The sequence below is a fragment of the Bradyrhizobium sp. USDA 3311 genome (assembly GCF_054062495.1).
Window position 1 is genome coordinate 5072169 of record NZ_JBSSFI010000001.1, and the last position, 22883, is coordinate 5095051.

General features: G+C 64.5%; 22 protein-coding genes. 16 read left to right on the forward strand and 6 right to left on the reverse strand.

All coding sequences use genetic code 11. From position 1 onward, the window contains the following. Positions 1 to 43: 43 nt before the first annotated feature. The 8 genes from ACVWW6_RS24085 (at position 44) to ACVWW6_RS24120 (ending at position 7798) form a co-directional block, all read left to right on the forward strand. Entirely contained in the window at positions 44 to 247 is a 204-nt protein-coding gene (locus ACVWW6_RS24085; RefSeq protein ID WP_028171354.1) for a hypothetical protein, read from the forward strand. Positions 248 to 751: 504 nt separating this feature from the next. Continuing rightward, positions 752 to 2149, forward strand: coding sequence for an MFS transporter (locus ACVWW6_RS24090; protein ID WP_011088210.1), 1398 nt, complete (start codon positions 752 to 754; stop codon positions 2147 to 2149). A 124-nt stretch (positions 2150 to 2273) separates the two neighbouring features. Beyond that, positions 2274 to 3101, forward strand: coding sequence for a 3-keto-5-aminohexanoate cleavage protein (locus tag ACVWW6_RS24095; RefSeq protein WP_456681477.1), 828 nt, complete (start codon positions 2274 to 2276; stop codon positions 3099 to 3101). Positions 3102 to 3235: 134 nt separating this feature from the next. After that, positions 3236 to 4441 carry an MFS transporter gene (locus ACVWW6_RS24100; protein ID WP_456681478.1) on the forward strand — a complete coding sequence of 402 codons (1206 nt, stop codon included), beginning with the start codon at positions 3236 to 3238 and terminating at the stop codon, positions 4439 to 4441. Positions 4442 to 4624: 183 nt separating this feature from the next. Beyond that, a complete protein-coding gene (locus ACVWW6_RS24105; protein WP_271551701.1) occupies positions 4625 to 5854 on the forward strand; it encodes a CaiB/BaiF CoA transferase family protein in 1230 nt (409 codons plus the stop codon). A gap of 207 nt (positions 5855 to 6061) precedes the next feature. Then, positions 6062 to 6937, forward strand: a complete 876-nt coding sequence (locus ACVWW6_RS24110) for a BKACE family enzyme (RefSeq protein WP_060907990.1) — start codon at positions 6062 to 6064, stop codon at positions 6935 to 6937. 157 nt (positions 6938 to 7094) lie between these two features. Continuing rightward, complete coding sequence (locus ACVWW6_RS24115; RefSeq protein WP_028171360.1) at positions 7095 to 7310, forward strand: hypothetical protein; 216 nt, start codon at positions 7095 to 7097, stop codon at positions 7308 to 7310. Positions 7311 to 7405: 95 nt separating this feature from the next. Next, complete coding sequence (locus tag ACVWW6_RS24120; RefSeq protein ID WP_456681479.1) at positions 7406 to 7798, forward strand: RidA family protein; 393 nt, start codon at positions 7406 to 7408, stop codon at positions 7796 to 7798. Between the two features lie 3 nt (positions 7799 to 7801). Here the strand turns inward: ACVWW6_RS24120 and ACVWW6_RS24125 are convergent, their stop codons facing one another. Next, positions 7802 to 8473: a TetR/AcrR family transcriptional regulator gene (locus tag ACVWW6_RS24125; RefSeq protein WP_011088204.1), complete on the reverse strand. Its 672-nt coding sequence runs from the start codon at positions 8471 to 8473 to the stop codon at positions 7802 to 7804. Positions 8474 to 8798: 325 nt separating this feature from the next. Between ACVWW6_RS24125 and ACVWW6_RS24130 the strand changes: the two genes are divergently transcribed. The 5 genes from ACVWW6_RS24130 to ACVWW6_RS24150 all read left to right on the forward strand — a co-directional run bounded on the left by ACVWW6_RS24130 (position 8799) and on the right by ACVWW6_RS24150 (position 12711). Beyond that, positions 8799 to 10034 (forward strand): acyl-CoA dehydrogenase family protein, encoded by a 1236-nt coding sequence (locus tag ACVWW6_RS24130; protein WP_456681480.1) that lies wholly within the window; start codon positions 8799 to 8801, stop codon positions 10032 to 10034. 139 nt (positions 10035 to 10173) lie between these two features. Then, complete coding sequence (locus ACVWW6_RS24135; RefSeq protein ID WP_404522017.1) at positions 10174 to 11232, forward strand: phosphotransferase family protein; 1059 nt, start codon at positions 10174 to 10176, stop codon at positions 11230 to 11232. A 66-nt stretch (positions 11233 to 11298) separates the two neighbouring features. Continuing rightward, positions 11299 to 11586, forward strand: a complete 288-nt coding sequence (locus tag ACVWW6_RS24140; protein WP_038967958.1) for a tetratricopeptide repeat protein — start codon at positions 11299 to 11301, stop codon at positions 11584 to 11586. Between the two features lie 135 nt (positions 11587 to 11721). After that, complete coding sequence (locus tag ACVWW6_RS24145; protein ID WP_011088200.1) at positions 11722 to 12063, forward strand: NIPSNAP family protein; 342 nt, start codon at positions 11722 to 11724, stop codon at positions 12061 to 12063. A 21-nt stretch (positions 12064 to 12084) separates the two neighbouring features. Next, positions 12085 to 12711, forward strand: a complete 627-nt coding sequence (locus ACVWW6_RS24150) for a LysE family translocator (RefSeq protein ID WP_182871978.1) — start codon at positions 12085 to 12087, stop codon at positions 12709 to 12711. 123 nt (positions 12712 to 12834) lie between these two features. Here the strand turns inward: ACVWW6_RS24150 and argE are convergent, their stop codons facing one another. From argE to ACVWW6_RS24165, 3 genes are all read right to left on the reverse strand, one after another. Beyond that, positions 12835 to 14007, reverse strand: a complete 1173-nt coding sequence (argE, locus tag ACVWW6_RS24155) for an acetylornithine deacetylase (protein ID WP_038967956.1) — start codon at positions 14005 to 14007, stop codon at positions 12835 to 12837. A 124-nt stretch (positions 14008 to 14131) separates the two neighbouring features. Continuing rightward, a complete protein-coding gene (locus ACVWW6_RS24160; RefSeq protein WP_244423858.1) occupies positions 14132 to 14698 on the reverse strand; it encodes a hypothetical protein in 567 nt (188 codons plus the stop codon). A 207-nt stretch (positions 14699 to 14905) separates the two neighbouring features. After that, complete coding sequence (locus ACVWW6_RS24165) at positions 14906 to 16882, reverse strand: YadA family autotransporter adhesin (protein ID WP_456681481.1); 1977 nt, start codon at positions 16880 to 16882, stop codon at positions 14906 to 14908. Between ACVWW6_RS24165 and ACVWW6_RS24170 the strand changes: the two genes are divergently transcribed. Beyond that, positions 16874 to 18055 (forward strand): helix-turn-helix transcriptional regulator, encoded by a 1182-nt coding sequence (locus ACVWW6_RS24170; RefSeq protein WP_456681482.1) that lies wholly within the window; start codon positions 16874 to 16876, stop codon positions 18053 to 18055. The genes ACVWW6_RS24165 and ACVWW6_RS24170 overlap by 9 nt on opposite strands. A 900-nt stretch (positions 18056 to 18955) precedes the next feature. Here ACVWW6_RS24170 and ACVWW6_RS24175 read toward each other — a convergent pair. Then, the gene (locus ACVWW6_RS24175; RefSeq protein ID WP_304565427.1) at positions 18956 to 19741 is read right to left on the reverse strand and encodes an SDR family NAD(P)-dependent oxidoreductase; all 786 of its coding nucleotides are present in this window, start codon (positions 19739 to 19741) and stop codon (positions 18956 to 18958) included. A 133-nt stretch (positions 19742 to 19874) separates the two neighbouring features. Between ACVWW6_RS24175 and ACVWW6_RS24180 the strand changes: the two genes are divergently transcribed. Both ACVWW6_RS24180 and ACVWW6_RS24185 read left to right on the forward strand, forming a co-directional pair. Continuing rightward, positions 19875 to 20573 carry a histidine phosphatase family protein gene (locus ACVWW6_RS24180; protein WP_028171368.1) on the forward strand — a complete coding sequence of 233 codons (699 nt, stop codon included), beginning with the start codon at positions 19875 to 19877 and terminating at the stop codon, positions 20571 to 20573. Between the two features lie 140 nt (positions 20574 to 20713). Continuing rightward, positions 20714 to 21481 carry an SDR family NAD(P)-dependent oxidoreductase gene (locus ACVWW6_RS24185; RefSeq protein WP_011088190.1) on the forward strand — a complete coding sequence of 256 codons (768 nt, stop codon included), beginning with the start codon at positions 20714 to 20716 and terminating at the stop codon, positions 21479 to 21481. Between the two features lie 115 nt (positions 21482 to 21596). Here ACVWW6_RS24185 and ACVWW6_RS24190 read toward each other — a convergent pair whose 3' ends face one another. After that, positions 21597 to 22820, reverse strand: coding sequence for a serine hydrolase domain-containing protein (locus ACVWW6_RS24190; RefSeq protein WP_456681483.1), 1224 nt, complete (start codon positions 22818 to 22820; stop codon positions 21597 to 21599). Positions 22821 to 22883 lie beyond the last annotated feature (63 nt).

Consider the following 22883-nt stretch of genomic DNA (forward strand, 5'->3'; position numbering starts at 1 on the left):
ACTCGCGCGCGGCCGCAACTCGGGCAGCGACAGGATTTGGACAATGGGCCTTGCTCAATACGCCATCGTGCCGGTCCGGGACCAATGGGGTGTGCTGCACGACGGCAACGTCAACGGCAAATATGCGACCAAGGAATCGGCGTTCGAAGCGGCCGTGGCGGCCGCCTCGCTGGCACTCCGGCAGGGGCACGAGGTCCATGTCAGTGCGCCCGGCCGCGAAGACGGCGAGGCTGACCTCGGGAGCTAGCATCGTCAGTGTGGTGGGCCTCTTGCGCGCCGCATCACACGATCAATCGCCCGCGCCGCGCGGCAATTCCGAGCGTGACCTCGGCACCCGCATTGAAATAGAGGCGGTCGGCTTCGACGCCGCCGCTGAAGATTGCGCCGTTTTCCGACATCCGCGAGCGGATGCGCAATTGTTCAGCGGGGGCGAGTTGGCGGGGAGGGCTGACCAAAGCTGCTGGCGATCGCAAGCGAGCCGGTGACGATGCTCTCCCGCGGCGGCATGCCGAGCCGCGGTCCGCGAGCCCGCTGCCCGACGTTCGCGCTCCGACGCAAATAACATCATGTTAGGTTTATCGCATAACTGGGTAATTGTGTTAGCCCAGCGAAAGCCTATTGTCGCGATCAATCAGACACCCATCGGCAGTGACCAGCGCTCGCGAAGCTTCGCAGAACGCCCGGAGATTGCTGCCCAATTTTCAACGAAGCCCGCCAACGGGACGCCAGAAAACCAGGGAGGAATTTTGAAATGGTCACGACTCGCGCGATGCACCACATGAGTCAGTCGAGGAAGGCTGCTGCCAGCGGCTGGATCGGGTCGGCTCTCGAATATTATGACTTCTTCATCTACGCGACCGCTGCGTCGCTGATCTTCCCGCAGATCTTCTTTCCGTCGGACAATCCCACCGTCGCCATCGTCGCATCGCTGGCGACCTATGGTGTTGGATACGTGGCCCGGCCGATCGGCGCCTTCGTCCTCGGACATTGGGGCGACACCCATGGCCGCAAGACTGTTCTCATCGTCTGCATGTTCCTGATGGGCATCTCGACGATGGCGGTGGGTATCCTGCCGACCTATCAGCAAGTCGGCATCCTGGCGCCGATCCTGCTCGTCATCCTTCGCCTCGTGCAGGGATTTGCCGTGGCCGGTGAGATCTCCGGCGCAAGCTCGATGATTCTGGAGCATGCGCCGTTCGGCCGGCGCGGCTTCTATGCAAGCTTCGCCCTTCAGGGCGTGCAGGCCGGACAAATTCTCGCGGCCGCGGTCTTCCTGCCGCTGGCGGCCTATATGCCGACCGACGCCTTCAATAGCTGGGGCTGGCGGATTCCCTTCCTGCTCAGCTTCTTCGTCATCGTCGCAGGCTACATCATTCGCCGCGAAGTCGACGAAACCCCCGCCTTTGCCCGCGAGGGCGAGCTGGGAGAAACGCCGCGGGCGCCCATTGTCCAGGCCATCAAGCTGAGCTGGCGCGACATGCTCAGGGTCATCTGCATGGCTCTGATGAACGTCATCCCCGTCGTTGCGACCATCTTCGGTGCGGCCTACGCGGTCCAGCCCGCCTATGGCATCGGCTTTGCCAAGGACGTCTATCTCTGGATCCCGGTGCTCGGAAACATGCTGGCCGTGTTCGTCATTCCCTTCGTCGGCCATCTCTCCGACAAGGTCGGCCGCAAGCCTCCGATCATCGTGGGCGCGCTGCTCTCCGGCTTGCTCGCCTTCGGCTATCTCTATGCCATCAGCATCCGGAATGTGCCGCTGGCGATCCTGCTGTCCCTCCTGATGTGGGGCGTCGTCTACCAGGGCTACAACGCGATCTTCCCGAGTTTCTACCCGGAGCTCTTTCCGACGCGCACCCGTGTGTCGGCAATGGCGATCTCGCAGAACATCGGCACGACCATCACCGCGTTGCTTCCCGCTTTGTTTGCGACCGTGGCGCCTCCCGGCTCGGCCAACATTCCGTTGACGGTGGGGGCGATCGCCTTCGGCATCACGATCATCGCCGCGCTGGCGGCCGTCACGGCCCGGGAGACCTATCGGATCAACATCGAGGATCTCGGTAATCCCGAAGCCGTTCCGATGGCGCGCGCAGACTATGAGCGGCAGCGTGCGGGAGCGGCGAGCGGGGCTGCCGCAGTTCCGACCTGACGGGTATGGTATGAGGCGATTGCCGCTGCGATCGATGATTGTCGCAGCGGCAGGGTTTCGCAGCACTGTGTGGCTGCCGATTCGGAATATTTGCGCGTGAGCGCGATCATCATGAGGTTGCAGGATGAACCCCGTCGTCGTTGCCGTCGCTATCACCGGCTCCGTTCCGCGCAAGAAGGACAATCCCGCGGTGCCGATCTCGCCGTCCGAGCAGATCGAGTCGACGCAACAAGCGTTCGAGGCCGGCGCGACGCTTGCCCATATCCATGTTCGCAACGATGACGAGACGCCGTCCTCCGATCCGGAGCGTTTTGCCCTGGTGCAGGAAGGCATCAGGAAGCACTGCCCAGGGATGATCGTTCAGTTCTCGACCGGCGGGCGGGGCCGCGATCCCTCGGCGCGGGGATCATCGCTCTATCTGAGGCCGGACATGGCCTCGCTGTCCACGGGATCGGTGAACTTTCCGACGATTGTCTACGAGAACAGCGCTGCCCTGGTCGAGACCCTCGCCACCAGCATGAAGGAAGGTGGCATCCGGCCGGAGATCGAGATCTTCGATTTGTCGCATCTGCATGGCGCCCGCCGCCTGATCGAGGCGAGGCTGATTGACCCGCGACCGCACGTGCAGTTCGTCATGGGCGTCAAGAACGCGATGCCGGCGGACGAGCATGTCCTCGATATCCTCCTGGGAGAGCTCAGGCGGCTGATCCCGAGAGCGACGTGGACCGCGGCCGGGATCGGGCGCCACCAAGCCGAGGTCATGGGCTGGGCGCTCGCGCGCGGCGCCGACGCGGTTCGCACCGGGCTCGAGGACAATATCAGGGTCGACAAGACGCGCCTCGCCGCCAGCAACGCGGAGCTCGTGACCATCGCCTGCGAGGCTGTCACGCGCCACGGCCGGCGCGTCGCGACCGCTGCCGAGGCGCGATCCCTGCTCGGGCTCCCGGGGTAGGAGCTTCTGCCTCCGCCTGACATGCTCCCGGCTGCCTTCTGCCATTCGGCGGCCGGCGTTCCCGTGCGCTGAGTCTCCGGGTAAGACGGGTGCCACAGGCGCGATCTGCGCCTGCCGGGCAGGCGACGTTTGGAATGCGGTTCTTGAAATCTGACGGCAGGCTCATCGGGGTCCTGCTGGTGCTTGCAATCACCCAGCTCATCGGATGGGGAACGATCGGCCTTCCGCCGATCGTCGGCCGCGACCTTGCGGCCGATCTCGGCATGAGTCTGCCGATGGTGTTTGCGGGCACCTCCACGCTTTATGTCACCATGGGGCTGTGCGCGCCCTGGCTCGCCAAGGCGTTTGCGCGGCACGGTGCACGCAAGGTGATGATGGTGGGCACCGTCGTTGCCGTGCCGGGCTATGTCGTTCTGTATTTTGCGCGCGAGCCGCTGCTCTATTTCGTGGCCTGGGTTATTCTCGGCATGGGCGGCAGCGCCACGCTGTCGACCGGTGCATATATCATGCTCAACGAGGTCGCCGGGCGCCAGGCCAAGAATGCCATCGGCGCGCTGATGCTGGTGACGGGCCTCTCCAGCAGCATCTTCTGGCCGACCACCTCGTTTCTCAGCGGCCATTTCGGCTGGCGGGGCACCTGCCTCATCTACGCCGCCATGCTGATCCTGGTCTCGCTTCCGCTCTATGCCTTTGGTGCGCCGCGCCGGAATATCATGAAGGACGACGGCGGCTCGGCTGCAAGACCTTCCGATGCGCCCGCGATTCCGCGAAGCACCTTCAATCTCGTCGTCATCGCGATCACGCTGAACGCCTTCGTGAATTTTGGTCTCGGCGCCGTGCTCATCGAGCTGCTGCGGGCGGAAGGGCTGGCGCCGGCCAAGGCCATCGCCTTCGGTTCGATGCTCGGCGTGATCCAGGTCAGCGCCCGCGGGCTGGACTTCCTCGGCGGGGGACGATGGGACGGAATCGCGACCGGGCTTGTCGCCGGCACGGCGCTCCCCGTCGCCATGCTGCTGCTGATGCTGAGCGAGGGGGCGACCTGGGCGGTCGCAGCCTTCATCCTGCTCTATGGCGCGGGCAGCGGTGCCATGGCGGTGGCGCGAGCGACGATTCCGCTCGTCTTCTACGACCAGGCCGAGTTCGCCAAGGCGATGTCGATGATCGCGCTGCCGCTCAATCTCGCTTCCGCGATCTCGCCGCCGCTCCTTGCAGCTCTGCTCACCCAGTTCGGCAGCCGCGGCGCGCTGGGCCTGACGCTGGTGTTTTCCTGCGCGACCGTGCTGATCCTGGTCCTGCTCGGCCGCCGCCGGCCGCAGGTGGCTGCGGCTGCCGTAACCTGAGGCAATATTCACGGCGCGGAATTCGCTCTCGATGGCCGGTCCGGCCGCCGGCGCAGGGATGGCCGTATGCCCGGAGTGCAGTGCTCAAGGCCCGAAAATGGTGTATCCGCAGGGAGCGCAGTCACGGCCGAACCTCAGCACTCGGGCCGCCGCGCCAACACCAGTTCCCCGGAGGAAACCGACATGTCGGCCTTGCCGCTCTCAGGCATCAAGATCCTTGACCTTACCCGCGTGCTCGCCGGGCCCCTGTCGGCCCAGATGCTGGGCGATCTCGGTGCGGAGGTCATCAAGATCGAGCGGCCGGGCACCGGCGACGACGCGCGTGCCTTCGGCCCGCCTTATCTGACCGACCCCGAGGGCAAGGCGAACAACAACAACTCGTTCTACTTGTGCGCCAACCGCAACAAGAAGTCGGTCACGGTCAACATCGCCAAGCCCGAGGGCCAGGCGATCATTCGCGAGCTTGCCAAGGACGTCGACGTCTTCATGGAGAACTACAAGGTCGGCGATCTCAAGCGCTACGGCCTCGACTACGAGACCATCAAGGCGATCAACCCCGGAATCATCTATTGCTCGGTGACCGGCTTCGGCCAGACCGGCCCGTACGCGCCGCGCGCCGGCTATGACGCCATCCTGCAGGCAATGGGCGGCCTGATGAGCGTCACCGGCCATATCGACGGCGAGCCGGGCGAGGGCCCGATGAAGGTCGGCCCGTCGATCGTCGATTACATGACCGGCATGAATTCCTCGATCGGCATTCTCTCGGCGCTCTACCATCGCGACGCCAATGGCGGTGTCGGACAGCATCTCGACGTCTGCCTGCTCGACACCGTGATTGCCTCGCTCAGCCATTGGCTCCAGATCTACCTCGTCAACGGCAAGACGCCGCCGCGCCGCGGCACCTGGGGCAATGGTGGCATGCCGGCCGGCGTGTTCCGCTGCACCGACGGCGAGCTGATGCTGGTGGTCGGCAATGACGGTCAGTTTCAGCGCACCTGTGCGGTGCTCGGCGAGCCCGAGCTCGCCAACGATAAGCGCTTCATCAAGAACAACGACCGCGTCGTGCACGGCAAGGAGATCATGGCGATCTTCGCCGGCCTGTTCCTGAAGCAGCCGGTGGCCTACTGGCTCGACAGGCTGGAGGAGGCCGGCGTGCCGTCAGGTCCGATCAACAATTTCGAGCAGGTATTTTCCGATCCGCACGTCCAGTCGCGCGGCATGCGGGTGAAGACCGAGCACAAGTTCGAGCCGGAGCTGTCGTTGATCCGCAACGCGCTGACCTTCTCGGAGACCCCGATCAAGAACTACCGCGCCCCGCCGCTGCTCGGCGAGCACACAAAGGAGGTGCTCGGCGGCAAGCTCGGCTATGATGCGGGAAAGATCGAGACGCTGAAGCAGCAGGGGATTATCTAGCGGTTTCTTACCCTCTCCCCCTGTGGGAGAGGGTGGCTCGCCGCAAAGCGGCGAGACGGGTGAGGGGTATCTCTCCGCGCGCGTAACTGCCTGTTGAGTTCGCGGAGAGATACCCCTCATCCGGCGCTTCGCGCCACCTTCTCCCACAAGGGGAGAAGGAAGATGCCCGCGATCGCGTTGAAACAGACGGGCAAAGGACAGCATCGCATGACCGGCAAAACCATCATCACCTGCGCCATCACCGGCAACCTGACCAAGCCCGAGCAGTCGCCGTATCTGCCGATCACGCCCGAGCAGATCGCGACATCTGCACTGGAGGCAGCTGACGCCGGTGCCGCCATCGCCCATATCCACGTGCGCGATCCCGCGACCGGTCGGCCGTCGATGGCGATCGACCTCTATCGCGAGGTGGTGGAAAAAATCCGCGCCCGCAACAAGAGCCTCGTCATCAATCTCACGACCGGCCCGGGCGGACGCTTTGTGCCTTCAATCGAGGATCCCCGCATCGCTGCTGCAGGCACCACGCTGCTTCCTCCCGAAAAGCGCGTCGAGCATGTCGAGCTGCTCAAGCCCGACATCTGCACGCTCGACCTCAACACCATGAACTCCGGCGGCGAGGTCGTGATCAACACGCCGCGCAATGTCCGCATCATGGCCGAGCGCATGAAGGCGGCCGGCGTGCTGCCGGAGATCGAGCTGTTCGATTCCGGCGACTGCCACCTGGCGCGCGATATGTTCGCCGACGGCACGCTGAAGGGGCCGGGCCTGTTCTCGCTCGTGCTCGGGGTCAAATACGGCTTCTCGGCGACGCCGGAGACGATGTTCTACGCCCGCGGCCTGCTGCCGCCGGGCGCGGTCTGGTCAGGCTTCGGCATCGGCCGCGCCGAATTCCCGATGGTGGCGCAGGCGTATCTGCTGGGCGGCCACGTCCGCGTCGGCATGGAGGACAATCTCTATCTGTCCAAGGGCGTGCTGGCCAAGACCAATGCCGAGCTGGTCGCGCATGCCACAGGCATTTTGAAGAGCCTGGGTGCGAGCGTCGCAACTGCGGCGGAGGCGCGTGCGATGCTTGGGCTCGGCTGAGCGCCGTCGAACCAAAAGTGACCGCAGCGTGACGCTTGCTGGCCTTGCGTGAGGCTTGCGCGCAATCCCCAGATAAACCCGGTCCGTACTTACACAGGCTTCCGCTCCGCGCGCGACTCTGATTCGATCTCCCTGCGAGTTCCGGGAGGGGAAGTGCATGTCCTATACGATCGGGTTTCAGTCCAAGAACCAGAAGGCCGTTCTGGCGACCGAGGCGGCAACCGCCAATCAGGCCGTCGCTATCATTGCCGCGCTGCGGCAAAGCGCCGACGAAATAAAGTTCATCCGTTCGCCGCAGGAGGGCGAGATGGGTATCGAGATGCTGCTGCTGCTCGCCAAGGAAGAGGCCGAGGAGATGCCGCAGCGGGCCTGATCCCGCTACGACCACACTTCGATCAGAAGCGAAACATGCCGGCTGCAATATAATGTAGCAAGGCGCCAGTCTCGCTCGAACCTAAGGTGGCCGCCATGAAACGCGAAGCGCTCCGCGTCGAACCGATCTCGTCGTTTCTCGACCGCTGGAAAGCGCCGACCTCGCCGGTGACGCGCGCCGGCAACATGATCTTCGTCGCCGGGCTGCCGCCATTCGATCCTGAAACCGGCGAGATCGCCTCCGCGCCGATCGAGCGGCAGAGCGAGATCATCATGGAGCAGATGAAGCTGTGCCTGGAGACGGCCGGCGCCTCCCTCGACAATGTCATGAAGTGCAACGTCTACTGCACCTCGACGAAGCACTTCGCCGCGTTCAACGCGGTCTATGCGCGCTATTTCCCGGTCGATCCGCCGGCGCGGATCTTCGTCTGCACGCCGGAATGGTTCGCCTCCTTCGACGTCGAGATCGACTGCATCGCGATGATGTGAAGGCTAGCGCGCGTCCCTCGCCAGCGCGCGTGCCGGGGCCTTCGTTTCCGCCTTTCCCGCCGTCAGCGCCATCGTCGCCACGCTGACCACGCGCGCAACCACGTCCTCGACGTCGTCGAGGTCGCATTTGCCTTCCGACAGTTTGGTCAGCCGCTCGCTCTCGCGGATGGTGTGGTGGGCCATGGCGAGCGCGAAGTTGAGGCCCCAGTAGATATCGACGTCGCTGCGGTCGGGCAGGGATCTGCGCATCGCGCCGGCGAATTTGCGCAAATGGTCGATCTCGCGGTTCTTGATGCGGCGGATTGGCGGCACGGATTCGATCGAGGCGCGGATCATGAAGCGCGCCGCCGTCGAGCGCTGGTTCTCAGGGCCGAGGCAGCCGCGCAAGGTCGGGCCGACGAGGGCGCGCAGGATCACCTCGATCGGCGCGCGGCCGCCGCCTTCTTCTTCCGCCGCCTTCAATTCGCGCAGGCGCTCGCGGTTGGTGGCGATCGAGCGGGAGACGAACAGTTCCGCGATCAATTCGTCCTTCGAGCCGAAATGATAGTTCACCGCCGCGAGGTTGACATTGGCCTCCGCGACGATGTCCCGCAGCGTCACGTCGCCGAAGCCGCGATCGGCATAAAGCCGTTCGGCGGCGGCGAGAATGGCAGACCTCGTATGATCGCTGGCCATGACTCTTTATCCCGTCATTCCGGGGCGCGACATCGTCGCGAACCCGGAATCTCGCGCCGCAACTTCTGGATTCCGGGTTCGACGCTTCGCGTCGCCCCGGAATGACGAGTGGGCGCGAAGGGCCGAGGGAGTTGCAATTCAAACAGTTGTATGAAACTATCGTTTGAAGGCCGGGAAAAGTCAATCCGCAATCGGGACTCGTTCGCAACTGCGATCTGGTTCCGGTGCGCTTCGCAAGCCGCGCATTCGCGCTTGCGGGCCGTATGCAGCGGGAGGACAGTCCGGCGCAAAACCGGTTCGAACGAGAGAAAACGAGGAGCGTCCCATGGATTTCGATCTGTCCCCCAAGCAGAAGGAATGGCTCGACCGCGTGCGGTCCTTCATGGCCAAGCACGTACGTCCCGCGGTGCCGGTCTATGACGAGCAGGATCGCAACGGCGAGCGCTGGAAGGTGATCCCGATCCTGGAGGACCTCAAGAAGAAGGCTAAGGCCGAAGGCCTCTGGAACATGTTCATGCCGCCGTCCGAGCATGAGGACGATGAATTCCGTGGCGCGGGATTGACCAATCTCGAATACGCGCTGCTGTCGGAAGAGATGGGCCGCGTCACCTGGGCCTCGGAAGTGTTCAACTGTTCCGCGCCCGACACCGGCAACATGGAAGTGTTCATCCGCTATGCCACCAGGGAGCAGAAGCGCAAATGGCTGCGGCCGCTGATGGACGGCGAGATCCGCTCGGCGTTCCTGATGACGGAACCGGCAGTGGCCTCGTCTGATGCCACCAACATCGAGACCCGCATCGAGAAGGACGGCGATCACTACGTCATCAACGGCCGCAAATGGTGGTCGTCCGGCGTCGGCGATCCCCGCTGCAAGATCGCGATCCTGATGGGCAAGACCGATCCGAAGGCCGCCAAGCACCAGCAGCAGTCGCAGATCCTGGTTCCGCTCGACACGCCAGGCATCAAGGTCGAGAAGATGCTCCCCGTCTTCGGCTTCGACGACGCGCCGCACGGCCACGCCCAGGTGCTGCTCGACAATGTGCGGGTGCCGAAGGAGAACATCCTGCTCGGCGAAGGCCGCGGCTTCGAGATCGCGCAGGGCCGCCTTGGCCCCGGCCGCATCCATCACTGCATGCGCACCATCGGCAAGGCCGAGGAGGCGCTGGAGAAGATGGTGAAGCGGCTCTCCTCGCGCACCGCGTTCGGCAAGAAGATCATCGAGCATTCGGTGTGGGAGCAGCGCATCGGCGAGGCGCGCACCGACATCGAGATGAACCGTCTGCTGTGCCTCAAGGCCGCCGACATGATGGACAAGGTCGGCAACAAGGCGGCGCAGCTCGAGATCGCCATGATCAAGGTCGCAGGCCCGAATATGGCGCTGAAGATCATCGATCAGGCGATCCAGGCCTTTGGCGGCGCCGGCGTCTCCGACGAGGCCGGCCTTGCCAAGGACTACGCCCACATCCGCACGCTCCGTCTCGCTGACGGTCCGGACGAGGTGCACAACCGCGCCATTGCCAGACTTGAAGTTCGGAAGTATGCAAACTCTTCCACGCACTAAAATGGGGGAGGGCACAAGCCGCTCTCCACGCCGTCATTCCGGGATGGTCCGAAGGACCAGACCCGGAATCTCGAGATTCCGGGTTCGCCTCTTCGAGGCGCCCCGGAATGACGGACAAAAGAATTGAGGGAGCGTCATCGTGGCCGACGGCGTCAGGAAAGACGAGGAGTTCTCGGGCACCAAGCCGGTCGAGGAGCGGCATCGTTTCGACGAGCTGCGCCTCGAGGCGTGGATGCGCGACAACGTCGAAGGCTTTGAGGGACCGCTGGTCGTCCTCCAGTTCAAGGGCGGCCAGTCCAACCCGACCTACCGGCTGAACACGCCGAAGCGCTCCTACGTGATGCGCCGCAAGCCGTTCGGCAAATTGCTGCCGTCGGCGCATGCGGTCGATCGCGAATATCGCGTGATCGCGGCCCTTGGAAAACAGGGCTTTCCGGTCGCGCGCGCCTATGCGCTGTGCCAGGACGACGGCGTCATCGGCGCGGCGTTCTACATCATGTCGATGGAGGAGGGCCGGGTGTTCTGGGATCCGGCGCTGCCGAGCCAGGATGCCGACGCGCGGCGAAAGATCTTCACCAGCAAGATCGAGACGCTGGCGAAACTCCACATGTACGATCCCGTCGCGATCGGCCTTGGCGACTTCGGCAAGCCCGGCAACTATTTCGCGCGCCAGATCGACCGCTGGACCAAGCAATACCGCGCCTCCGAAACCCAGCACATTCCGGAGTTCGAGAAGGTCGCCGAATGGCTGCCCAAGACCGTGCCGGAACAGGCGCGCGTCTCGATCGTGCACGGCGACTACCGGCTCGACAACATGATTTTCCACGCGACGGAACCGCGCGTGCAGGCCGTGCTGGATTGGGAGCTGTCGACGCTCGGCGATCCCATGGCCGACTTCACCTATCTGCTCATGCAGTGGATCATGCCGGGCCTGCAGGGCGTCGATCTCAAGGCGCTCAACATCCCGAGCCTGGAGGAGGCCGCGCAGATCTACTGCAACGCGACCGGGATGAGCGTGCCCGATCTCAACTGGTACTTCTCCTACAACCTGTTCCGTCTCGCCGGCATCACGCAAGGCATTGCGGGGCGCATCCGCGACGGCACCGCCGCCAACGCCAAGGCGCTGGAATCCGCCAAGCGCACCGTGCCGCTGTCGCAGGCGTCATGGGAATACGCGCAGAAGGCAGGCGCCGTGTAGGACTAACGAAGGCGCGGCTGATGGCCGCGCTTTTTTCTGCGTGAGTTTCCGAGACAGGAACATATTTTGGCACGCACAGCTCTCGACCTGCTGGAGCTCGAAAAGCTCGCGCTCGGAGCCATGAATGCAGGGCACCTGAAGGAAGCTGCTGCCCTTTATGCTGAGATTGTCGCGCTGAATCCGGGTTGGGAGCACGGAACCGCGCTATACTCGCTGGCCTGTTGTTACGAAGATCTGGGCGAGCTCACTTCTGCCGAGGAGTGCTACCGCAGGGCGCTGAGCTACGAACCGGAGAGTCCGACCTTCATAGGCGGTCTCGCCTCGTTTCTGCATCTTCACGGTAGTCAGTCGTAGTCACTTCGTAGCCCGGATGAGCGCAGCGATATCCGGGTCATGTGCCCCGCTTCGCGCCTCGCAATGACGAGGAGGGGCGTCCGTAGCTTGTCCTGCCACTAGGCGTGACCATATCTCCTCCGCAAGGAGACGGTCATGATCCAGCAACTGCGCATCTACGAAATCTTCGAGAAGAACAAGGCCGCATTCCACGCGCGGTTTGGCGATCACGCGGCGCGCATCATGCGAACCAGATATGGCTTCCGGATCGTGGCGATGTGGGAAACGAAATTCGGCGACAGGACCGAATTCGCCTATCTCCTGGAGTGGCCGGACGAGGCGGCCAAGACGTCGGCATGGGCGGCCTTCATGGCGGATGCTGAGTGGAGCGAGATCAAGCGGGTTACTCACGCTGAGCACGGGCTCATGGTAGGTCAGATCGAGGATCGCTTGCTTGTGCCGGTGGACTACTCGCCGTCGCTCAGCCTCCTGCATTAATGCGTCTCCGGAGCCTGCCACATGATCGACCACTCGACCCTCATCACCTACATCCTCATCGTGCTCGGTTTTGTCTTCATTCCCGGCCCGGCCACGCTGCTCACCATGGCGCGGGCCGCAAGCTCCGGAGCGAAGGTGGGTATCGCGACGGGCGCGGGGATTGCGGCGGGTGACGTGATTCACACCAGCATGGCGATCGTCGGCCTCTCGGCGATCATCGCCACTTCGGCGCTCCTGTTCAGCATCGTCAAATATGCTGGGGCCGCGTTCCTGATCTATCTCGGCATTCGCGCCATGCTTGACAAGGCACCGATCGAGCTGAATGGCGGAGCGCCCACGATCAGCGCTGGTCGCGCATTCCGCGAGGCCGTGCTGACCGAGGTGCTCAATCCCAAGACCGCGCTGTTCTTCCTCGCCTTCCTGCCGCAATTCGTCCGGCCGGAACACGGCGCGACCGCGCTTCAACTTGCGGTCCTCGGCATCGTCTTCGTGCTGCTCGGCTTGTTGAGCACCGTCGTGTTCGCCGTGGGTGCCGGTCGTCTCGGCAATTTCCTGCGCCGCCATCCGGCCGTCGTTAAGTGGCAGGGCAAGGTGGTCGGGACCATCTACTGTGCCGTCGGCGTGCGGCTGGCGTTGCAGGAAAGATGAGGCGGCCCGCGCCAGCTCTCGTAGGGTGGGCAAAAGCGCGCAGCGCTGTGCCCACCATTTTGCCGCGATCGCGGTAACATTGGTGGGCACGCTTCCGCTTTGCCCACCCTATGGCAGCGTCGCTTACCCCTTCGCGCAATGCGCGATCAGCTTCTCGACGAACCCCGCGCATTTCAACAGCTCCGACATCTCCACGAACTCATCCGGCGTGTGCGCCTGTGCGATCGCGCCGGGGCCGATCACGACCGAGGGGATACCGGCCATGCTGGCAAACAGGCTCGCCTCGGTGCCGAAGGCGACCTTGGCGTGGTCGTTGCGCCCCGCGAGGCTCTTGGCCAGCGTGACGATTGTCGCATCGGCGGCGGTGTCGAGCGCGGGATAGTCGAGGATCTCCTCGAAATCGATGCCGCATTCCGGATGCCGCGCCTTCATCGCCGGCTCGATCTCGGCCTTGGCCCAGGCGACGATCGCATCCGTCACCTCGCGCGACTCGGTGATGCCGATGCCGCGGCATTCGAAATCCACCGTGCAGGTATCCGGTACGATGTTCAGCGCAGCGCCGCCATGGACGATGCTGGTGAGCAGCGTCGAGTGCGGAACGTCGTAGAGGCTGTCCGTCGATCTCTTGCCAGCGAGCAGCACGGCGCGGCGGCGGATCTCGACAATCAGCTCGGCGGCATATTCGATTGCGTTGACGCCGTCGGGAGCGATCGAGGAGTGGCGGGCAAGACCGCGGAAGGTGGCGCGTACGCCGTGCTTGCCCTTGTGGCCGATGATGACCTGCATCTGCGTCGGTTCGCCGATGAAAGCGCCGAGCGGCCTGACCTTCTTCCTGGCGACCTCGCCGAGCATCGGCCGCACGCCGACACAGCCGATCTCCTCGTCATAGGAGATCGCCAGATGAATCGGCGTCTTGAGCCTGGCCTCCACCATGTCAGGCACCATGGCGAGGCACACCGCGACAAAACCCTTCATGTCGGTGGTGCCGCGGCCGTAGAGCCTGCCGTCGCGCTCGACCAGCTTGAACGGATCGTGGCTCCAGTCCTGGCCCGCGACCGGAACGACGTCGGTATGGCCCGACAGCACGAGGCCCGGGCGGTCCTCCGGCCCGATCGTGACCCACAGCGAGGCTTTCTGTCCGGTCTCGTCGACGATGCGCTCAAAGCCGACGCCGAGCGCGGCGAGATAGCTTTCGATATGGGCGATCAGGGGCAGGTTGGTACGGTCGCTGATGGTGTCGAAGCCGACGAGGTCGGCGAGGAGCTTGCGAATCCGGTCGGGTCTTGTGTCCAGCATTCTCGGGATCATGTGATGGGAGGGATCGTGGTCGGCTCTGCCGCCTGCACGAACCATACCAAGGGAACGGCACGACGTGCAAACCCCGGGCAGGGGGCGGGCTCGCTCGGCCGTCCGAATGCGCTCAGTTCTTCTGGGACGCGTTCTTCTTGGCCGGCGCGGGCGCCGGCGCCGCGGCGGTCTCCGGCGGCGCCTGCGGTGTCGCAACCGAAATGCCGTAGGGCCGCCATTGATTGCCGACGTTCTGGAACGTCAGGTCGAAATTGATCTGGAGCGGGCGGGTCGGAAAGAATCCTGTCAGCCGCAGCATCTTGTTGGGATCGAGATAAGGCGGCGTCGAGAGCTGCGGTGCGGCAAGCGCCACCGAGAACAGGTCGAAATTCCGCCGCCGCAGGTCGGTGAATCCCAGCGCGAGGTCGGCGGCGCTGTTCCTGGCCTGGAAGTCGGGCGCGGCGAGATCGCGCAGCACCGAATAGTTGCCGGAGCGGTTGGCATCGTTCAGCGTCAGCAGCGTCGAGCGGATCAGGTACAGCGCCTGCTCGGCGCTGACGGGAAGCTGTGGCTGCTTGGCGGCGGCCTTGTCGTCCTCGGCGCTGATCGGGTTCATCACGATCGGCGACAAGGCGACCACCACGCCCAAAGCGAGGCCGAGATATTTCCGCGAGCGCACGGCCCAACCCAGCCTCACCATCCGGGCCTGACCCCGACACGCGCGCCGAATCCCATCGATCCAGGTCGGGCTCCCACACCCGAGCCAATAAAAACATACATCGCTATTCCTCAGACCAACCGAGCCCAACGACAGTAGCGGTTCGATCAAACGGAATCTGTCACCGTCCGGCAACATCCGGACACGCGAAGTTGTCGCGGCCCGCAAGAGCGGTCGGTAACATCATCCTCAGTTCAGCGTCCACGACGCGCCGGCCCTGACGCCGATGGCGCCTTGCTGTGCGGCCGTGAACGCCGCGTTGAAGCGCATGGCGTCCGAATAGGAATAGCCGAGGCCGACCGCGAGGCCAGATTGTCCCTGGAAATTGCCGAAGCCGCCGGAGACCGAGATCTTGCCGGGGCGAGGATCGAATTGCAGGCTGGACGCCGCGAGCGCCAACGCCACGCCGCCGCGCGACTCCCGTGTCAGGTTGTCGACGCGGCCGTTGAGGGCGGCCAGTTGGGAGTTGATTCCGTTGATGTCGCCGGCGGAGGCAAGTCCGAGGCCAGCCAGCGAGGTGGTCGCCAGATTGCCGGCCGCGTCCGATGTGACGAGCTGGGTCGGTCCGGACTGCGCCGCCTTGCTCGCAGCCGAGGTGATGCCGCTCATCGTGTAGGTGCTGCTGGCGGTGCCGACTGCGACCTGGTTGGCGCGCGTCGTGGTCGCGCCGCTGCCGATCGCGACCGAGTTGTCGAAATTCGCGCCGGCGCCGGTGCCCATCGCGATCGCGTTGATGCCGGTAACGGCCGTGCCGTTGCCGATCGCGACAGAGGACGCGCCGGAGACGGTGCTGTTGTTGCCCATCACCACGGCATTGGTGGCGTTGACGGTGTTGCCGCTGCCGAACACGGATGAGCCGGCGGCGCTGGACGTTGCCGCAATGGTGTTGTTCGAGCCGACCAGCTGGATGTTGTCGCCGCGACCCGCCACATTGGACCCGTTCACCGTGTTGTTGTCGCCGAACACCAAACTGTTGTTGCCGTTGACGATGTTGGGATCGCCGATGGCGAACGTGCCGTTACCGCGGATGTTCTGTCCGGTGCCAAAGGCGCCGCTGTTATTGCCGCTGACGTTGTTGAAGGAGCCAACAGCCGCGCTGTTGCTGCCGGTGACGGTGCTGAAGGAGCCGACAGCCGCGTTGTTGCCGCCGGCGATGCCGATACTGGAGCCGAAGGCCGCGGTGTTGTCGCCGGTGACGCCGTTGCCGGAGCCGACAACCGCGCCGTTGTTGCCGGCGACGACGTTGTTGGAGCCGACGGCCGCGTAGTTGGTGCCGTTGATGGCGTTGCCGGAGCCGAAGGCCGCACTGCCGTCGCCGTTGACGGCGTTGGTCGAGCCTACGGCGGCGCTGTTGTTGCCGGTGGCGGTGTTGTTGGTGCCGAGCGCGGCACTGTTGCCGCCGTTGGCGGTGTTGCCGAGGCCAAATGCGCTGCTCTGACTGCCGAACGCGTGGGCATTGGCGCCGAACGCCGACGAATTCGTGCCGGTGGCGATTGAATTGGATCCCACGGCCGTATTGCTCATGTTGTTGCCATTGGCGGCGGCGTTCACGCCGATTGCGATGTTGGTCGCATTGTTGCCGCTGGCATTTGCATGGTCGCCCGTGGCGACGTTCTTTCCGCCGATTCCGGCGGCGTTGGAGCCGAAGCCCGTCGCCACGTTCGCGCCGGTATCGCCGGCGGCGCTGGCGCCGTTGCCGATTGCGACGTTGTTGCTGTTGTCGCCGGCCGCGCTTGCATTCACGCCCGCGGCGAAGTTCGAGCTGGCGTCTCCGCTGGCGTCGGAGTTGACGCCGGCGGCGAAATTGGCGCTAACGAGGCCAAAGGCGTTGGCGTTCGGTCCACAGGCGAAGTTGGTGCTGGCGAGACCGCCCGCGGAGGCGCCCATCGTCGCACCGCCGGACGTGGCGCAGACGAACTGCGCTGTCGCCGGCCGTTTTCCGGACAGCAGACAAAGCGCCGACAAAGCAAAGACCGCGACCAGGCGCACAATGCGGACCGGGCAGGATCGGCCTCGGGCATTGGATGCGCGCCACCTGCGATCCTCGGTTGATCGATACGCTGTCAGCCCCGCCCAATTCAACATCATGTCGCTCTCGCCCATGCCCGCAGCAGGGGCGTCGTCCTCGTTGCGGCACGCTATCGCGATGCGAATGTCGTGCTGCATCGGGCCGAGGCCTGCGACTGCAATGATTTGTGGCTGACGAAATTATCGCCCCGACCGGTCCGCCTCTACCGCTTGGCACGCAACCACATTGCGTCTATTGCAAATTATTGCCGGAAGATGCGCCGTTCTTCTTCTTCCGTGTTATTTTTTCGTTTGCAACTGTGGGGCGGGGGGATGTCGGTCTTTCAGAGCCTGATTTTCGATACGACTGTGCTTGACGGCATTACCGATCCCGCCATTCGCGCTCGCGTGTGGGCCGAGTGTTTCGAGCAGATCGTCACCGGCATGGACATGGGGTTTTCCGAGGGGGATGCCCGCATCATCGGGACGCACAAATTCCTCATGAACGAGACGGTCGCGCTGGGGGAGATGTTCAGCTCCTCCTTTATCGGCGCGCGGACCAAAAAGCACATCAACCGCGACGACGAGGACCATGTCTATCTGAGCTTCAACATCGGCGCGACAACTCATATCGGCCGCCAGCTCGGGCGCGAGATCGATGTCCAGCCGGGACAGGCGGGGCTGCTCGTACTGGACGCGAGCACACAGGCCATTGCCCCGAACAACGGCCATTGCATCAGCCTGAAATTGCCGAACGCGATCTTCAGGGAGTGGGGCCTGTCCCCGGTCGACCTGGCCTGCCGCCCGCTCGATTGCACCGGTGCCGACTATCAGCTCCTGACCGGCTATGCGCGGCTGTTGATCGCGAACGGGGCGGGGCTGGACGAAGGCGGCGCCGCGGAGGCGACGCAGCACCTGATCAAGCTCACTGGCCGCTGGCTCGGCGCCAGGGACGGCGTGCAGGGAGTGGACGGTGAGGAGGCCGTCTACCGCGCGCGGCTCGCCTTGGTTCGGCAGACGATCAGCAAGCAGGCGTTCGATCCCGAGGTCAGCCTCGAGCGGGTGGCTCGGCGGCTCGGCATGCCCTCGCGCACCGTGCAGCACATGCTGGCGAAGGCCGGCGAGAGCTTCTCGCAGGTGGTGATGGCGGCGCGGCTGCGGCGGGCCCGCGTTCATCTGCTCGATCCCGTCTACGCCGATCTGTCGGTCGCGGACATTGCGTTCCGCTGCGGCTTTCTCGACGTCTCGAGCTTCTACCGCGCGTTTCGCGCCGCCTATAACGTCACGCCGAAATCGCTGCGCGAGCAGGCCGGGACGATCCCACCGGAATAAGGCGGGCCGCCGGCGCCATCCGGGCCACAAGACCTTGCGTTGCCTCTCGGGCAAGACACGCAAGATGGCGGTCAACGCCCATCGTCTAAAATATTCCACTTTACCGAAATTCGGAAACGGCGTATGTGTCGCCTCACTCCGGCCCAAGGAAGAGGGGCGTATCGCGATCGTCACGAACGCGGGCCGGGCGGCGGTGGACGTGGGTCACATCGGCGCGAAAGGCATCGCAGGGCGGAGAGCCGTGAGCGAAACCATCGCGCGCACGACCGGTGTGATCGGCGTACGGCCAAATCGTGTCGTCCTGGCGCCCGGGGTCTGTGCGCCAAGTCCTGCGGTGATGTGTGCGGCCCGACCGGACCGCGCGCGTCAGCCATCCGCAGGGCGACGGGGGCAATAGTGCATCGCTCCCCGGGGAGAGCACGACATAAGCTGTTCCAACCACTGCGCAGGGAAGGCCGGGATGTCTCGGTTGCCCTGTTTCCCCGCTGTGCATCGTAGCGCAATCCGCTTCTCGCATGGCGGTCAATGGGAGCCAGCCGGCTCCCGGTCTTCCCTGCGCCCTCTTTCATTGGGCGTGACGCGACGAAGCAAAGCTCGGGCGAAACAGGCCGCGAGAGGGTGAAGGTGTGTCTGCGATGGGAATGCGAGTTGAAAGAGCGACGCCGTCTCCCACACTCCGTCATTGCGAGCGCAGCGAAGCAATCCAGAATCCCTCCGCACCCCGGTCAGCGTTGCCGAAGCGCGATGTGGCCACCAGCGTTCGCAGCAACCAAGTTCGGCGGCTATGGGTCCTGGCTTGCGCCAGGACGACAGCGAGGGTGTTGCCGCGGTCTCGCGCAAAACGCCGGTCCGAAAATGGCCGGGCTCGCCCGGCCATCATCAACGTAGAGAACGACTTTGCTAAACCGGCTTGCCCGCATACGGCATCGATGCCGTCAGACCGCCGTCCACCGGGAACGCCTGGCCGTTGACATACGAGGCTTCGTCGCTGGCCAGGAACAATCCCATCGCCGCGAGCTCGTGCGGCTGGCCGGGGCGCTTCAGCGGGTTGAGCTGGCCGATCTTGTCGGCGGTGCCGCGCTCCTTGGCGCGGTCGAAGATCGGTTTCGTCATGCCGGTTTCGATCAGGCCGGGGCAGACCGCGTTGATGCGCACGCCGGTGCCGGAGAGCGAATAGGCCGTGGTCTGCACCAGGCTGATCACGCCGGCCTTGCTCGCGGCATAGGGATGACCGCTGGCGCCGGCCTTGAGGCCGGCGACCGACGCCGTCAGCACGATCGCGCCGGACTGCTGCTTCACCATGTGCGGCATCGCGTGCTTCACCGCGAGGAACGGACCGATCAGGTTGACGCGCAGCACCTCCTGCCAGTGTTCCACGGTTTGCTCGCCGAGCGGGATGAGCCCGCCGGAGACGCCGGCATTGGCCCAGATCACGTCGAGCCGGCCGTGCGTCTTCACCGCCCTGTCGATGACGGCGATCACGTCCTTCTCGGAACCCGCATCCGCGACCATCGCTTCCGCGACACCGCCGGCCTTCTTCACCTCCTCGACGGTCTCCTTCACCGCCTCGGTGCGATCGACCGCAATCAGCCTGGCGCCTTCCCTGGTGAACAGCAGCGCAGCGGCGCGACCGATGCCGCTGCCGGCGCCGGTGATGATGACGGATTTGCCTTGCAGACGGCCCATGCGTTTCTCCCTTTGACGCGTGCGCGACGCTTGCCGCGCGACGGAATTTCAAACAAGATTTCAAACGGTAAAGTGTCTTGAGACACGTTCACACCTGACGTACAGCGACATCACACGGGATGGAAGGGTTTCGATGGCAGGCGCAGACAAGCCGAATGTGGTCACGACACGGTGGTGGTGGGTCCGTCACGCGCCGGTGCGCAATGACGGCGGCAATATCTATGGTCAGAGCGACATCGCCTGCGACACCAGCGATACCTACGTGTTCAATGCTGTCGCCAAGGTGCTGCCACGCAAGGCGGTCTGGTATTCGAGCAATCTGATGCGGACGCATCAAACGGCCGAAGCGATCTGGGCGGCCGGCTTTCCAAGGCCTGCGTCCATGACGTGGGAAGCGGACCTCGCCGAGCAGAATCTCGGCCGCTGGCAGGGCATGAACCGCGCCCAGTTCATCGCCAGCCGTCCGGTCGGCACGAGCTGGTTCGCCGACATCAATGAGCCCGCGCCCGGCGGCGAAAGCTTCATGGATCTCTACAACCGCACGCGCCGCACCATCGAGCGGATCAACAGCGAGGCGGCGGGGCTGGACATCATCGCGGTCGCGCATGGCGGCACCATCAAGGCCGCGCTGGGACTCGCGCTCGACGGCCAACCGGAGCGGGGGCTGTCGTTCGACATCGACAATTGCTCGGTGACGCGGCTCGACTATTTTGCGAGTCCCGAGCGCACGGTCTGGCGGCTGCCGATGGTCAATCAGCAGCCGTGGATCGCGGATGATGCGCACGCGGCGATGCATCAACTGGCGGGCCCGGAAGTCAAGAAGCTCGCCTGAGCAAGCTGTCATTCGGGGACGGTCCGCAGGACCGGACCCGGAATCTCGAGAGTCTCAGGTGCGCAACCGCGCACCATAGTTCGATGCTTCGCATCGCCTCGGAACGACACTGAATACGTAAATCAATCTGGGAGAGAAACATGACCTTGTTCGACATGAAGGGGAAAGTTGCCGTCATCACAGGCTCGACGCGCGGCATCGGGCTTGCGATCGCCGAACGCATGGCCGAGCACGGCGCCAAAGTCGTGATTTCCTCACGCAAGGCCGACGTCTGCGACCAGGTAGCCAAGGGCATCAACGACAGGTTCGACAAGGGCACCGCGGTCGCGATCGCGGCCAACATCTCCTCGAAGGAAAATCTGCAAAACCTGATCGACGAGAGCAACCGAGCGTTCGGCAAGATCGACGTGCTGGTCTGCAACGCGGCGTCGAACCCGTATTACGGTCCGCTCGCCGGCATCTCCGACGATCAGTTCCGCAAGATCCTCGACAACAACATCGTCGCCAACAACTGGCTGATCTCGATGGTGGTGCCGCAGATGATCGAGCGCAAGGACGGCTCGATCATCATCGTGTCCTCGATCGGCGGCCTCAAAGGCTCGACCATCCTCGGCGCCTACGCGATCTCGAAGGCCGCCGACATGCAGCTCGCGCGCAACCTCGCCTGCGAATACGGCAAGCACAACATCCGCGTGAACTGCATCGCGCCCGGCCTGATCAAGACCGATTTCGCCAAGGCGCTGTGGGACAATCCGGAGAACCTGAAGGCCTCGACCTCGCGTTCGCCGCTGCTCCGCATCGGCATCCCCGACGAGATCGCCGGCGCGGCCGTGTTCCTGGGCTCGAAGGCCGGCGACTTCATGACCGGCCAGACCATGGTGATCGACGGCGGCGCAACGATCAGTTGAATTGTGAGATCAGGCCGAGGTGTGGCCGCGGCACATGCTGCGCTCCCTCTCCCGCAAGCGGGAGAGGTCACACCGAGCTTGCCGCTCGATCGTTCAATTCAAGCAGCATCTGAGGTCAATCCACCGCCGCGTAAACCAGATCCCGCACCAGCGTGCGCGTGTAGTCGCGCTGGCCCGGACCCTGGCTCATGAACACCGCGAGCAGATCCTCCTTCGGGTCGATCCAGAAGAACGTTCCCGCAATGCCGCTCCAGAAATACTGGCCGACGCTGCCGGGGAAGGGCGCGATGCCGGCCTCGCGGCGCACGGCGAAGCCGAGGCCGAAGCCGTGGCCGGGCGAGAGCAGGGTGCCGTTGGTCTTCACCTCGGGCCCGAGGTGGTCGGAGGCCATCAGCTCCAGCGTCTTGCGGCCGATGATCCTGTTGCCGTCGAGCGTGCCGCCGTTGCGCAACATCAGCGCGAAACGGGCGTAGTCCATCGTGGTGGAGACGAGGCCGCCGCCGCCGGATTCCATCACCGGCTGCTCCAGCATGTTGAACAGCGCGACCTTGTCGCCGGTCCAGGGATCGGCCGCGAACGGTTCGGCGAGCCGGCCGGCTTTGGCCTCGGATGTCGAGAAGCCGGTCTCGGCCATCTGGAGCGGCGCAAGCACGCGTTCGGCGAGGAAGGTGCCGAGCGACTTGCCGCTGACGACCTCGATGATGCGGCCGAGGATGTCGGTGGAGCGGCTGTAGTTGAACTCGTCGCCGGGTTGGCAGACCAGCGGGAAGCTCGCCACCAGTGCGGCGTGCTCGGCATTGGTGATCTTGCGGCTGCGCACCCGCGAGTCCTGGTAGATCTTGTGCACCGGCCCGTCGCCCTGGTGCTCGTAGGTGAGGCCAGAGGTGTGGCGGAGCAGGTCCTGCACCGTCATCGGCCGCTTCGGCGGAACCAGGTCCAGCTTGCCACCGCTGACGATCCCGACCTTCTGGTCGGCAAACTCCGGAATGAACTTGGCGACGGGATCGCCGAGCAGGAGGTGGCCGTCCTCGACCAGCGCCATGACGGCGACGGAGACGATCGGCTTGGTCATCGAGAAGATCCGGAAGATCGAATCGAGCGCCATCGGCGTTGATGCGGCCGGGCTTTGGCGGCCCAGCGCCTCGAACCAGCCGACCTGGCCGCGGCGGGCCACCAGCACGGTGATTCCGGGGACGGTGCCCTTGTCGATCTCGCGCTTGAAGGCGTCCGACATCGCCTGGAGGCGCGGCCGCGACAGGCCCAGCGCCTCAGGCTTGGCCTCGGGCAAAGGCGGTGTTTTCGGCGCGGTTGCGGGGCTAAGGGCGGCTGTCGCGGTCATGGTCACTCCCGGGGGCACATTATTGTCGGGAGCGAAATGTGGCCCAGAAGGTGCGGCACAAAC